The sequence below is a fragment of the Streptomyces sp. NPDC050508 genome, from assembly GCF_040655155.1.
GTDB lineage: Bacteria > Actinomycetota > Actinomycetes > Streptomycetales > Streptomycetaceae > Streptomyces.
The window spans coordinates 810,088-822,295 of record NZ_JBFAJJ010000002.1; the positions used below are offsets into that span (position 1 = coordinate 810,088).

A 12,208-nucleotide genomic window follows, 5' to 3' on the forward strand; every position below is an offset into this window, starting at 1 on the left:
GAAGGGCCCCACCGCGAACGGTGGGACCCTTCGACATCGTGCCCGGTGAGGCACTGGCGGAGGATACGAGATTCGAACTCGTGAGGGGTTGCCCCCAACACGCTTTCCAACTGTGGGGGTGGGGTTGTGGGTTGGGTGCAGGTGCGTTCACCTGGGTTCATGGGCGGTCGGTCGTCGGCGCCAGGAGGGTTGTGGGTCTCGCCTGAACGGTCGTGAACGGGGCTGAATGAGACGGAAATTGAGACGGACCGCCCCTGCCCACGCTGGTCGGGTGGCTAGCGCTCCTGGCTGACTGACGTGGCCCATTCGCGGAAGAGGCGGAGTGCTTCGCTGAGGTTGTTGGGGCCACAGGACGCGTGAAAGACGTCGTCCGACACCTTCGCCGTCACCCAGTCGGAGTGGCTGCGCTGGATGTCCGTTGTGACATAGGGCCGGCCGGAGAGCGTCGTCTCCTCAAGGTCGATGCGCACTGTCCAGCCCGGGTTGTCGAGCGTCGCGATGCGAACGCCCCATTCGTGCTCCCAGTCGCCGTCGCACTGGGCTTGATACCACTGCTCCAGCCAACCGAGTTCTCCGCCGGTGTCTGCCATGACGGCTGATCGTACGAGGTCGTGATCTGGCCGTACGGTGCACTCGTTGCCAACCTTCAGCTTGGGAAGCTGTAGGCATTTGGGGCTACTTGGAGCGTTGACCTGTGTGAACGGGTGTGTGTCGGCCTCTTCGGTCCGGTGCTCTTTCCCTGTGATTCCCCGCTGTTCCCAGCCCGATCTGGTGCGGTTGCTGCGCGGCCGTGACGTAGAAGAAGGCCGCAGCAGCGACGGTAGAGTCCGCGGTCACGGGATCAGGGAAGCCGTCCGGCCTCGTGCAGCGCGTCGAAGGCCATCTCGTCGACGGCGGAGACGCGGTTCCGGTCGGCGTAGCGGAACCACGCCTTCTCGGCGATCTCGCTCGACGGGGTCAGCTCACCGTGGTGGTCGGCGGTGTAGCAGATCATCCGGAAGGGGTCGTGATCCGGATGGCCCTCGCCGATCTCGAACGTGCCGAAGTGCACCATGGAACCGGGGTCGATCGCCGCCCGCAGTTCCTCGTCGATCTCCCGCACCAGGGTCTCGCTGTCGGACTCGCCCGGCTCACGATGACCGCCCGGAAGGTAGAAGCGATCTCTGCCGTGACTGCGCGTCACCAACACCCGGTCGTCCAGGACCAGGATCCACGCCACCTTCTCCGGCACGCTCTTGCCATCCGCCATGGCTCGGGACCGTATCGGAAGGCATGGTCTGCGTCAGCGCCGTCCGCACACTGAGCTTGGGAAGCTCGGGTTTTCTGGAGGCGGTAGCTGCTCTGAGCTGCGGTGTACCTGGGACGCCGCACGGGCGGTCGCAGACTTGTTCCCTGCTGTTCCCCGTGGCTCCCCGCACGATCTGGCACGCGTCTGGCACGGACTAGGCATCGTTACCCTTCTCGGCTGCGATTTTCTACCCACTTGCCTATCAGCAAGACCAAGGTGGTGACGACGGCCAGACCTACGAAGATCACTGCTGCCCGAAGCTCGATCAGGGCCAACGTGATCGTGATTCCCAACGCGAATACCCCACCGAGCGCGGCTCTGGGCCGGGCTCGATGGGTTCGGTGCGTCTCGTGCCAGGGGCGTTCCTCGTGATACGCCATCGGAGCCTCCTCACAGCTATCCCCACCACCAGGTTGCTCCGCGACGATGCCTCGCGCACTTCCGCCTTCCGCCCGTAGGGCTTGACCTCTTGTATCCGGGCCTCGGCTGCTGTCGATGTGGTGCGGCTTGAACCCACGACCTCTTCGTCCCGAAGCAACTTGGGCGGGGGGCGCTGCCTTGGGCTGATGCGGTTCTCACCTGCTGCAACGGTCCGCAGGCGTCCGCGCTTGTCCGCCGCTGTTCGCCTGCGTTGTCACGCAGTTAGACACTCATGGACCCAGCGATCTGCCGATAGCCCCGGGCTGGGGCATGCCACAAGGATGCCTGAGCCGAGAAGGCTCGAAGAGCTGGGGCACTGTGCTTGCACCTCAGCCGACGACAGTCAACCACGGTGGCGGGCTCGTCGACCGACCACGCACGCGTATGCCTCGCTGCACCCCCATCAGCCTCAACCACGTTGCCTGTGTCGTCGACCAGAGCAAGCTGCAGCGGCCGACCCGTGACGCCAGCACCGGTCCGTCGCCGGTCGACCGGCGGAAAACGGGCAGCAAGCACCACCTGGTCTGCGACGGACGCGGCACCTCGCTTAAGGTCATCACCACCGCGGCCAACGTCAACGACGTCACCCAGACCCTCGCCCTCGTCGAGGGCATCCCGCCCGTCGCTGGAAGGCCCGGCCGCTCGCGCAGACGCCCCGACTCGCTCCTCGGCGACAGTCGATACGACTCGAAGGCCGTGCGCGATGAGCTGCGAAACCGCCGGATCCTGCCGGCCATCTCCCGCAAGGGCGCCCCGAACATCAACGGTCTGGCAAACCCCGCTACGTCGTGGAGCAGATCTTCGCACTGCTTCATCAGTTCAAGCGCCTCGCCGTCCGCTGGGAACGCCGAACCGAACTCCACAACGCCTTCGTCTCATTCGATGCGAACCTGACCTGCGGCGGAGCAGTATTGGGCCTGGGGGCGATTGGCCGGTTCCCCGGCCTTCTCTGCGGTCCCCGTACGGTCTGGCATAGGTCCGGCATGCCTGATTCTGAGGGACGGCAGAGCTGAAATCGGTAGCGCCGAAGTCGAGGGCCCCGTACTTCCGGAGATATGGGCCCTCGACCTAGTAGCCAGGAGGATTCGAACCTGCGACACCTTCTTCTGGGATTTGCATGTGGGGCGCTACTGGGTATCTTTGCTTGTCGATGTCAAATTTAGATATCAACTGGAGCTGTATTCCTTCGGACACCTGCGCTTTGAGGTCCTTGACGGATCAAAGTGATCATCCGCCGAGTAGCTATTTACTCTGTTCGCTTCGAGATTCCATGATCGCCAGTTTCTCCTGCCAGTGCTTCATTTCTGAATCCTCAGCCCTATCAGAGTCCGGCAGCTTCTCGCGATACGGAATTTTGTATTTGGAGTAGAAACCGATCACCTTAGCTGCGCGACCAAAGTCCCGGACCCGATTTCGTCCTCTCTCGTTACTATTCTGGCGACTTGCAGCGTGCAGGAAACTGCGCAGGATAGCTTCTCGGGGAATAGAGAAGGTTGAATCTTCAGTAACAAGAGGTAGTCGCCAGAGAGCCCATGCGAAAATGCGGGCTACGTCATCTGATGGCGCCTCCCTCCAGGCCTTAAGGAATGTACGGATGGCCAGTTCTAGCTCCTCGTCTGGCCAAGGACATTGTTCCCCTATCCATGCGATCGCCCATGCCGACATGAAAACATTTGGCATGGCGCCATCGATCTCTGAGGATAGTGATTCAACAATCAGGGTTTTAATTTTTGCGGCATCAGCCGTCGCAGGAATCCGTTCATGCGGAACATATGGAGAATATAGGTCGTCGATGTCGGCGCCGTTTTCTGTATCCGTATCGCGAACCTTGCTGAAGGCTTTTCCGTGCTGCATTGAGAAGAACGTCACCATAGTGATGGAAAACCCGACCACGCGCTCGAATGGGTCAGACGACTGCAATAGCTCGCGAATTGCTACCGTCAGATTCTTCGAATCGCGAGTATGCCACAGTGAATAGTAGGCCAACACATTTGCGTAACGGGGCAAGTAGGCGTCTGATTTTTGATAGCCAGCCCAGGCTACTTCGGGGAGTTCTGCCGAGAACTTGGAGAGCGAGAGGTCAAAAACCATGCGTGGGTACGACTCACCGAATTGGATTGCGCAATCAATCGCATTTCGAACCTGCTCCGGGGAAATCTGTACCTCGTCCACTAGGCATTGGACTAGATTTCGGCAAAGAACCAAGACATCGCCCCTCGGGCGATCTGGGCTGAGCTCGTCCCCCGGACCGAATTCCTGAAGTCGAGCAATTAGACGATCAACGATTCTTTTAGCACCTTTGCCGCCTGCCAGGACGCCGGCCAGAGGAATCACCTCTGTCCAGGACTCGTTAGTCAAGTATTCATTCAGAACCTCGGAATAGTCTTCGGTTCTTTCGCGCTCCGAATTCCAGGCCTCTACGCAAGCCCTAGCAGTCAAGTATTCTTGAAACGTCAGATGCTTGAATTCGTATAGTGGTCTAATTTGCCCATCCTCAATCACATGCCCGCTCTGCACGAGAAGACTGCTGCGGTCTTCTACGCGCTCGATCAATTCAGTGGAAGACATGCGAGCGTAGCCAAGTACCTCCGGCATGCTATTGCGAGCTTCGTCAAATAGATCTTTGAGGACCTTAGCGCTTACGCTTTGCTTTTTTGTTTTCATCATTGCGAATGCTGCATATGCTAGCTGTGGCATCGCCTCCTCTTGGTCGATAGGAGTATGCCCTTCCGTATTCCAGGTCATGAGGAGTACTTCGATGGCTTTGTCGTACAAGACACTTCGTTTTGGAGGCAACTCACCGAACCAGCGCTGTACAAGAAGAAGGGTTGTGAGCAGTAGGGGATTGATGGCAAGATCTCGAACGCGAGGCTTACTTACAATGCTTTGAGCGATTTTATTCGCAGCAGTCGTCGACCCACCCACTACCTCATGCTGCCAAGCGCGGCATAGTGTATAAATGTCTGGGATTGACAGGTCTGCGATTTTGTAAAGAGAGCAGGCGGAAGACATAGCTCCAGAAACCGCTCGGAAGCCAGCTTCGCGTGATGTTACAACCACATGCGCGGTTGGATAGGTCCCGATGAAAGTTCTCAACTGAGCAGCGAACGCTGAACGATCGCCGGGATCACTGATCTCGTCGAGGCCGTCGACAAGAAGGAGAACCTTTCCAGCCTTAAGCGCCTCCAGAGCAGCATCAGAAAATGGATCGATTAGATCTGACCGTTCTGCATATTTCGGCAGCGATTTGATCAGGTCTGTAATGGGGTGTCTAACGTGGTCGCCAAGTTGGCGACATCTGATGAACAGTGGGAACCATTCTTCTGGCGGGAGCTCGTCTGCTACCTCGCCGCGACGGTCGGCAGAAGCGTATGCCACTGCGAGGCGCTTTAGGAGAGTGGTTTTCCCTCCGCCTGGGGCCGCCAAGATAGCCAGATTACGATGCTCTGACAGCACCTCCGCAACTGTTTTGCGTGACAATCTTGAAGGTTTTTCGTTCTTTCCTTGATCTTTGTCCGACGAGATTTGCAAACCTTCTTTTGGGACAGGGGTTAGGTGTAGTGGAACGTAGATCGACTCTAGGCGGATGGTTTTGCTGCCAACTTCTTGGTCTGCGGGAAGACCTTCTAGAGTTAGGCCTCCAAATTCTCGTTCAAGGTAAGCGAAATACTCCGCCTTCGCCTCTTCTTTGAGCCCTCGTCCTTCGCTTTCTGTCTCTGGAATGAAAGCGTGGGTTAGATTGCAGAGCAGCTTCGTTGAGTCTGCATCCGATGCGATCACTTCTGCCGTCAAATCAGGATGGAGAGCGTATCCATCGGCATGAACCAATGCGAAATGCGTATACTTGCCGGAAGTTTTAAAGAAGAAGGCCCAGATCCATCCGATTTCATGAATGAGTAGGGCGCATTTCTGACCTTGAGTAATACCTGTAGCGAGAACGGGGCTCTTAGCTGCAACGATGGCTGCTTTCTCGCGCGTTGCGATAACTCTGCCACGAACTAGCTCTTCAACAATTTTACTGGAATCCAATAGGATGACTCGGTTCCCTGCCTCCTCTTCTTGTTCGATAGCGGATGCTGTAAATCCACCGAGTGAGACGAAGTATGCCGACGCTTGCACTCCCTTCATGCGGGTTCGCTCTACCTCGACAGCACCCGCAAATTTATTAATGTCGGAGCCGCCAATTGGTGCCTTTGTTGCTTTGCATTCTGCCAGCAGTGTGCGCTTCTCCGTCCTATGTTTCCCCTTGATGTCGATTTCGCGCCCTGCCTTGGCGATGTTTAGCACGAAGTCCTGATATCCTAGAGCGTGAAAGAGATCCTTTATCGCCCTGCCGAAAAGGTCCCCCTTTTTATTGTTGTCGGATTCAAGAACTGCTACTGTGATTTTTTCGCCATAATTTGCCATTGATACTGACCTCCGACCATGGGCTTGGTCACATACTGCCCCATCTGGGTGTCTCTGCGCCGTAACTTGGGGCTTGACGGCTGTGTGGCCTCACGCGCTCGGTGGACAGTAAGCGACCGCCCCAGCCGCGATGTGACCCCTTCTCTGACATCTGGCGGCTGAGCGCGTAGTGCGCGGCACGGGTGTCGGCCGGGCTGGAGCGGGGCGGAGACAGGAGCGCAGGCCCGGCCGGGGGCCGGGCCGCGCGCGGGGAGCGGAGCGAGCCGCCTTGAACCAGTAGAGAAAGTTGTAACTCAGTCGGTCGCGTGGGGCTGTCCGATCCCGGGTGATGCTTGATGGTTCGGTCCCAGCTGATAGTTGACGGTGGCCGTGATCGGCTTGTCTGTGTCCGTCTCATTCGGAGCTGTCTGGGGCCAGTTGGCGATGCGGGTCCGGGCTGCTTCGGCGATCACGGCCCAGGGGTCGTCCGTCAGGCGGAGCACCGTACTGCGCGAGGAGTGCTGATGGGTGGCGACAGTGTTGCGGACGGCATCGTGGGGATCGTTAGCTAGCTTCTCCAGCAGTTCGGCCGGGCAGTTGCGGCGGCTCGCCACCCTGCCGCGAACGCGCCAGTCGTCGTCCTTGATCAGTTCGGCGAGGACTTCCGGCGGGCAACTGCGGTTGTGGGCGGCCCAGAACCGCATGTCCGGGTGCTCACGCACCAACTCATCCCAGGCCGGCATCGGCATAGCCGCCCACGCCGAGCGGTCCCTCTCCGCTGGATCCTCGCTCAGGCGCAGACGAATGAACTCCTCGACGGAGGTGATCTCAGGAAACCGGTCCGACATGGCAGGACCGTAACGCACCAGGTCTAGGGCAAGCGTCACGCCTCACCTGACGTCGAACCGTCAAGCATCGACTGAGACTCGATATCGGTCGCGTGGGTCCCGTGAGGCTTGAAGTCGTGCGAGCACGCTGGGAGTTCGGCACCTTGACGGTGTGCCATCGGCAGGAAGAGTGCGGGCCGGACTGTCCATGTGATCCGTGTGTTGATGTGGGTGACGGACACCGCCCACGGTTCCCTGCGCAAGAGGGCTCGTCTCGTGTCGATGCGGTGGTCGTAGAGCCGCTCCCACGCTTCTTGAGAAGCGTCTGTGTCGAGGGCCGGTGAGATGGTGCGGAGGATCGTCGATACCCAACTGTCCGCCTCGCGCTCCGAGTACGCGTCGCAGGAGCCGAACAGGGTCGGCGGCAACTGCTCGTCCACTCCTTCCGTCCAGCACTCGCACCAGAACCCGCTCCTGGTCGTGATCCTCAGCACGGGTGCCCTCCTCGTCGTGCGTCCGTGAAGAGTTCCGCGGTGACCGTGTGGCCGCCGTCGCTGTCGTGGACCACGACCCGGTGTGCGATCGCGCTGACCATGCCCAGCCCCCGGCCGTGCTCCGCGTCCTGGTCCTGGTGCTCGGCCTTCGGAGCCGTACCGGCACCCCCGCCATCCGTCACCGACAGAGCGACCACCTGCGACGACACCGCAAGCGCCAGATGGAAACTGCCGGCCTCCCGCCCACTCGCCGTGTGCAGGATCGCGTTCGCGCTCAGCTCGCTCACGATCAGTTCGGCGTCCTCGGCCAGGGGGGAGCCGCGCAGGATGTCGCGAGTCCAGCGCCGCGCCCTGCTGACCTCTTCCGGGAAACCTGGGCAAGTGAGTCCCCAGACCCGCGCAGTGCTCGTATACTCGTGCATACAAGTTCCTTCGTGCTGGTAGGCCGCCATGTGCAGCGGGTTCGGGCTAGACGAGTTTCACGCCGTCGTGGGCGCGGATGGCCGGCGGAGACGCCGCGTCGAGTGCGTCCAGGACGCGGATCGCGTATGCCTCGTCGGCGAGTTCGGATACTTCTTCGCGGGTGGCCCAGCGCAGTGCGCGGGTCTCGTCCCCGGTGGTGGGTGTGCCGTCGGCGGACTGGCAGCGGAAGACCAGGGAGACGATCAAGCCCGTCATGTTCTTGTAGACGCCGGTAAGGGTCGCGGGGAGTGCGATCTTGATGCCGGTTTCTTCGAGGACTTCGCGCTGGAGGGCCTCGGGGAGGGTTTCGTCTCGCTCGACGATGCCACCCGGGGGTTCCCACTTGCCGTTGTCGCGGCGCTTGATCAGGAGGGCGCGGCCGTGGTCGTCGACGATGACTCCGGCGACGCTCACGGAGTGCGGACGGTCAGTGCTCACGTTCCTCGGCCCTCCCGGCTGGCTAGGCTCTCCACCGTAGCAACAACACTCGCCCACTCGTCTAGATACCTAAAGGAGTACTCACTGTGAGCCCTCTCCGTTCCGGCCTGCTCGGCGATCTCGACCCCACGAGTGATCGTGCGGTCTTCCGGCAGATCGCCGACCAGCTGCGCGAGGCCATCGACCGTGGGCGATTCAAAGAGGGCGAGAAGCTGCCCTCCGAAGCTGACCTCGTCGAGCACTACGGGGTTTCCCGGATGACCGTCCGCAACTCCTTCTCCGTCCTCCAGGGCGAAGGCCTGGTGCACGCCGAGCACGGCAAGGGCGTCTTCGTCCGGCCCCGCCCGCCCGTACGGCGCCTCGCCTCCGACCGCTTCGCCCGCCGCCACCGCGAGCAGGGCAAATCCGCGTTCATCGTCGAGGCCGACGCCGCCGGCAGTCATCCCCAGGTCGACAGTCTGGAGGTCAAGGAGGAGAAGGCCAGCCAGGACATCTCCACCCGGCTCGGTTCCGTACGGCGTGTGCTCGCCCGCCGGCGCCGGTATCTGCTGGACGGGAAGCCGGTCGAGTTCGCCACCTCCTACCTCCCCCTCGACATCGCCCGCGGTACGCAGATCGCCGAACCCAACCCGGGCCCCGGCGGCATCTACGCCCGCCTCGAAGAACTCGGCCACCACCTCGACCACTTCGAGGAGGAGATCCGCGCCCGGATGCCCTCGCCCACCGAGGTCAAGACGCTCCGGCTGGCCTCCGGCGTGCCCGTGATCCACCTCATCCGCACCGCGTACGACACCGAAGGGCGGGCCGTGGAGGTCTGCGACACCGTCATGGCGGCGGACGCGTACGTGCTGTCGTACCAGCTCCCGGCGACCTGATCGCATGACGGGCGGTGGTGCGCGGGGGACGCTTCCCGAACTCGTACACCCCAACGTGCATACTCGTATAGACGAGTGGGCAAGTTGTGTGGCAGAGTGGTCCGCGCGAACCCGGAGACCGGGTTCGAGGATCGCTACATGTATAGACGAGTAGATAGGGAAACTTCCTTGCGTACCATCCGTGTTGAGACCGCCGCCGCGACGATCCTGCTGACCGAGGCCCCGGAGCCGAAGGTCCGCGACCGTCAGACCGGCGAGATCGCCAAGGACGCCGTCAGCGGCGAGGCGCTGATGACGCTCGGCGTCGTCTACATCGAGGAGGGCGAGTCGTCCCTCATCAAGGTCACCGTCCCCGAGGGCGGTGTCTCCGAGGGGCTCGCGCTCGGAGCTCCGGTCTCGCTCCCGGGGCTGGTCGCCCGGCCGTGGGAGAGCGTGTTCAACGGGCAGCAGCGTCACGGCATCGCCTTCCGTGCCGCCGCCGTCACTCCGGCCGCGTTCCCGGCCGTCGCCGAGGCTGCCGCCTGATGACCGACCTGACGACGCTCCTGGAGGTGGGTGGTCCCCTCGCCGCACTCGGCGGCGGGGCCGCCTACACCCGGGCCAAGCACCCGGCCGCGTACTGGTCCACGATCGGCCTGCCGATATCCACCACCCGCCTGCTCAGCTCGTACGGCTCGGTCATGGAGGCCTGCGGCCTGACCGTCGCCCCGTCCCGACTGCGCATACTCGCCGTCAAAGCCACCACCCGCCGCGAGGTCCGGCCCGTACCGCCCAGGCGGGGCATCATCCGACCCACCACGACCGGCCTGCGGATTCGGCTGCGGCTCGCCCCGGGCCAGGAACCCGCCGACGTCGCTGCCTCCGCCGAACGGCTGCGGCACGCCTGGGGAGTTCACGCCGTCTACGTCACCACCCTCAAGCCCGGCGTCGTCGAACTCCGCCTCGTCGGCTACGACGTACTGCGCCGGGTCCGCATGCCCCGCACCCGCAAGCTCCCGTCCGGCCTCCTCAAAGTGCCGGTCGCCCTGCGGGAGGACGCCACCCCGTTCGTACGGGACTACCGCACCGTCCCGCACCAACTCACCCTCGGTGCAACCCTGTCGGGCAAGTCCATGTACCTGCGCCACCTGGTCGCCGGACTCGCCCGCCAGCCGGTCGCCCTGGTCGGCATCGACTGCAAGCGGGGCGTGGAACTGTCCCCGTTCGCTGCCCGCCTCTCGGCTCTGGCGACTGACCCGGACCAGGCCGCGGACCTGCTGCCCGCGCTCATCGACGAGATGGAGGATCGCTACGACCTGATCAAGTCCCGGCAGGGCATCGCCTCCAACACCCCCGACGAGGAGATCACTTCAGACATCTGGGGCCTGCCCGAGAGCGAACGCCCCGTCCCGATCGTGCTGTTCGTCGACGAGGTGGCCGAACTCTTCCTCGTCGCCACCCGCAAGGACGAGGAACGCCGCGACGAGATGGTCACCCAGCTCATCCGGCTCGCCCAACTCGGCCGCGCCGCCGGCATCTACCTCGAAGTCTGCGGACAGCGCTTCGGCGCCGAACTCGGCAAGGGCGCCACCATGCTCCGCGCCCAGCTCACCGGCCGTGTCTGCCACCGCGTCAACGACGAAGCCTCCGCCAAGATGGCACTCGGCGACATCGCCCCCGAAGCCGTAGGCGCCGCCTGCGCCATCGCTCCCGAACGTCCCGGCCTCGCCGTGGCGGGCGACACCTCCGGCGGCTGGTCCCGCATCCGCACCCCGTACCTGTCCCTCGGCGCTGCCGCCGAGACCTGCCGCGACTCCGCGCACCTGGTGCCCGACCTGCCCGCCCTCAAGCGCTTCCAGCCGTACGCACCCGCGCAACCGGTCAAGGCCTCGGGCCCCAACGTCCAGCCGCGCCCGGCAACCAACTGACCTTCTCCCACTCCGGTTTGGCGTGACCGCCTCGCGCCACGTCCCTACCCCTCCATGCCCGATTCCGGAAGGAGCCGCATCATGCGCGCCCAACTGGCCCGCGTCGACGCGGTACTCGTCCAAGCCCTCATCGCCGCCGCCCTCTCCTTCGCCCACCTGCACGACATCGCCTCGGCGGCCGGACAGGACGGGTGGAAAGCGTGGGCCTACCCCATCAGCGTCGATCTCCTGCTCGTCGCCGCCTGGCGCCGACTGCGGACCGGCGACGCAAAGGCTTCCGGCTGGTGCTGGTTCGTCATCGCGCTGACCGCGTCTCTTGGCGCGAACGTCGCCACAGCCGGCCTGCTCGACCTCGGCGACGTCCCCGCCTGGCTGCGCATCCTCGTCGCGGGCTGGCCCGCCGTCGCCTTCCTCGGCGGAACCCTCCTCGCCCACACCACAACGCCCCCAAACACCAACGACGTTGAGACCGTTGACGTCCAGGAGGACGCGCCCGAATCCGCGCCTGAGACCCCCGCGCAACCGGCTGCCATCGAGGCACCACCCGAGCGCCCCGCCGTGCCGGTCCCGGCCGCCCTCATCGACCACGCCCGCAAGGTCGCCGCCGAGCACCGCACCCGTACCGGAACCCCCATCGACACCCCGACCCTCCGCGCCCGCCTCGGCGTCCCCGCGGCCATGGCCGAAGCCATCGCCGCCCACCTCACACCGACAGGAAGTTGACCCGTGCCCCTAACCTTCAACACCGCCGTCGACTACCTCGACGCGGCCCGAGAGATGGCCCGCAGCAACCGGTGGGCACTGGCCCGCCTCCTCGCCGAGGAAGCTGCCGACCGGACCTCGGACCCTGCTCAAGCTGCCCGCATCCTCGCCGAGTTCCCCGCCCCGAACCCGCGAAAGGAGGACTGACGATGCCCGCCAACCGCCGCTTCCGCAACGTCATCCGCATCGGCCCCGTCCAGGTCGCCACGTCCTACGACGACCGGGGCCAGGAGAAGCACACCGCCGCCTGCACCGCCCCGCGCTGCGGCGCCTCGCACGACTACGACAGCCGCGCCGCCGCCGAGCTGGCTGCCCACACCCACCGCTGCCCCGTCCGCTGAAAGGGATT

General features: G+C 63.4%; 14 protein-coding genes. 7 read left to right on the top strand and 7 right to left on the bottom strand.

Annotation, left to right across the window (positions count from 1 at the left end):
• Nucleotides 1-275 precede the first annotated feature (275 nt).
• Complete coding sequence (locus AB0I69_RS08990; protein WP_363094886.1) at nt 276-590, bottom strand: immunity 53 family protein; 315 nt, start codon at nt 588-590, stop codon at nt 276-278.
• A 251-nt stretch (nt 591-841) separates the two neighbouring features.
• Nucleotides 842-1,249, bottom strand: coding sequence for an NUDIX domain-containing protein (locus tag AB0I69_RS08995; RefSeq protein ID WP_363094887.1), 408 nt, complete (start codon nt 1,247-1,249; stop codon nt 842-844).
• Between the two features lie 843 nt (nt 1,250-2,092).
• Here AB0I69_RS08995 and AB0I69_RS09000 point away from each other — a divergent pair.
• The gene (locus tag AB0I69_RS09000) at nt 2,093-2,602 is read left to right on the top strand and encodes a transposase (protein ID WP_363094889.1); all 510 of its coding nucleotides are present in this window, start codon (nt 2,093-2,095) and stop codon (nt 2,600-2,602) included.
• Nucleotides 2,603-2,950: 348 nt separating this feature from the next.
• Here AB0I69_RS09000 and AB0I69_RS09005 read toward each other — a convergent pair whose 3' ends face one another.
• From AB0I69_RS09005 to AB0I69_RS09025, 5 genes are all read right to left on the bottom strand, one after another.
• Nucleotides 2,951-6,115, bottom strand: a complete 3,165-nt coding sequence (locus AB0I69_RS09005; RefSeq protein ID WP_363094890.1) for an NACHT domain-containing protein — start codon at nt 6,113-6,115, stop codon at nt 2,951-2,953.
• A gap of 293 nt (nt 6,116-6,408) precedes the next feature.
• The gene (locus tag AB0I69_RS09010; protein WP_363094892.1) at nt 6,409-6,942 is read right to left on the bottom strand and encodes a hypothetical protein; all 534 of its coding nucleotides are present in this window, start codon (nt 6,940-6,942) and stop codon (nt 6,409-6,411) included.
• A 35-nt stretch (nt 6,943-6,977) separates the two neighbouring features.
• Nucleotides 6,978-7,361 carry a hypothetical protein gene (locus AB0I69_RS09015; protein ID WP_363094894.1) on the bottom strand — a complete coding sequence of 128 codons (384 nt, stop codon included), beginning with the start codon at nt 7,359-7,361 and terminating at the stop codon, nt 6,978-6,980.
• Nucleotides 7,362-7,408: 47 nt separating this feature from the next.
• Entirely contained in the window at nt 7,409-7,837 is a 429-nt protein-coding gene (locus AB0I69_RS09020; RefSeq protein ID WP_363094896.1) for an ATP-binding protein, read from the bottom strand.
• Between the two features lie 46 nt (nt 7,838-7,883).
• Nucleotides 7,884-8,291: an NUDIX domain-containing protein gene (locus tag AB0I69_RS09025; RefSeq protein ID WP_363095040.1), complete on the bottom strand. Its 408-nt coding sequence runs from the start codon at nt 8,289-8,291 to the stop codon at nt 7,884-7,886.
• A 110-nt stretch (nt 8,292-8,401) separates the two neighbouring features.
• On the opposite strand from AB0I69_RS09025, the gene AB0I69_RS09030 reads away from it, so the two are divergent.
• From AB0I69_RS09030 to AB0I69_RS09055, 6 genes are all read left to right on the top strand, one after another.
• Nucleotides 8,402-9,190: a GntR family transcriptional regulator gene (locus AB0I69_RS09030; protein ID WP_200689245.1), complete on the top strand. Its 789-nt coding sequence runs from the start codon at nt 8,402-8,404 to the stop codon at nt 9,188-9,190.
• A gap of 168 nt (nt 9,191-9,358) precedes the next feature.
• A complete protein-coding gene (locus tag AB0I69_RS09035; RefSeq protein WP_019075282.1) occupies nt 9,359-9,715 on the top strand; it encodes a hypothetical protein in 357 nt (118 codons plus the stop codon).
• Entirely contained in the window at nt 9,715-11,097 is a 1,383-nt protein-coding gene (locus AB0I69_RS09040; RefSeq protein WP_363094897.1) for an FtsK/SpoIIIE domain-containing protein, read from the top strand. Before AB0I69_RS09035 ends, AB0I69_RS09040 begins: the two co-directional genes overlap by 1 nt.
• A gap of 81 nt (nt 11,098-11,178) precedes the next feature.
• Nucleotides 11,179-11,820 (top strand): DUF2637 domain-containing protein, encoded by a 642-nt coding sequence (locus AB0I69_RS09045; protein ID WP_363094898.1) that lies wholly within the window; start codon nt 11,179-11,181, stop codon nt 11,818-11,820.
• Between the two features lie 3 nt (nt 11,821-11,823).
• Complete coding sequence (locus AB0I69_RS09050) at nt 11,824-12,006, top strand: hypothetical protein (RefSeq protein WP_363094899.1); 183 nt, start codon at nt 11,824-11,826, stop codon at nt 12,004-12,006.
• Nucleotides 12,007-12,008: 2 nt separating this feature from the next.
• A complete protein-coding gene (locus AB0I69_RS09055; RefSeq protein WP_093628273.1) occupies nt 12,009-12,200 on the top strand; it encodes a mobile element transfer protein in 192 nt (63 codons plus the stop codon).
• The last annotated feature ends 8 nt before the right edge of the window (nt 12,201-12,208 follow it).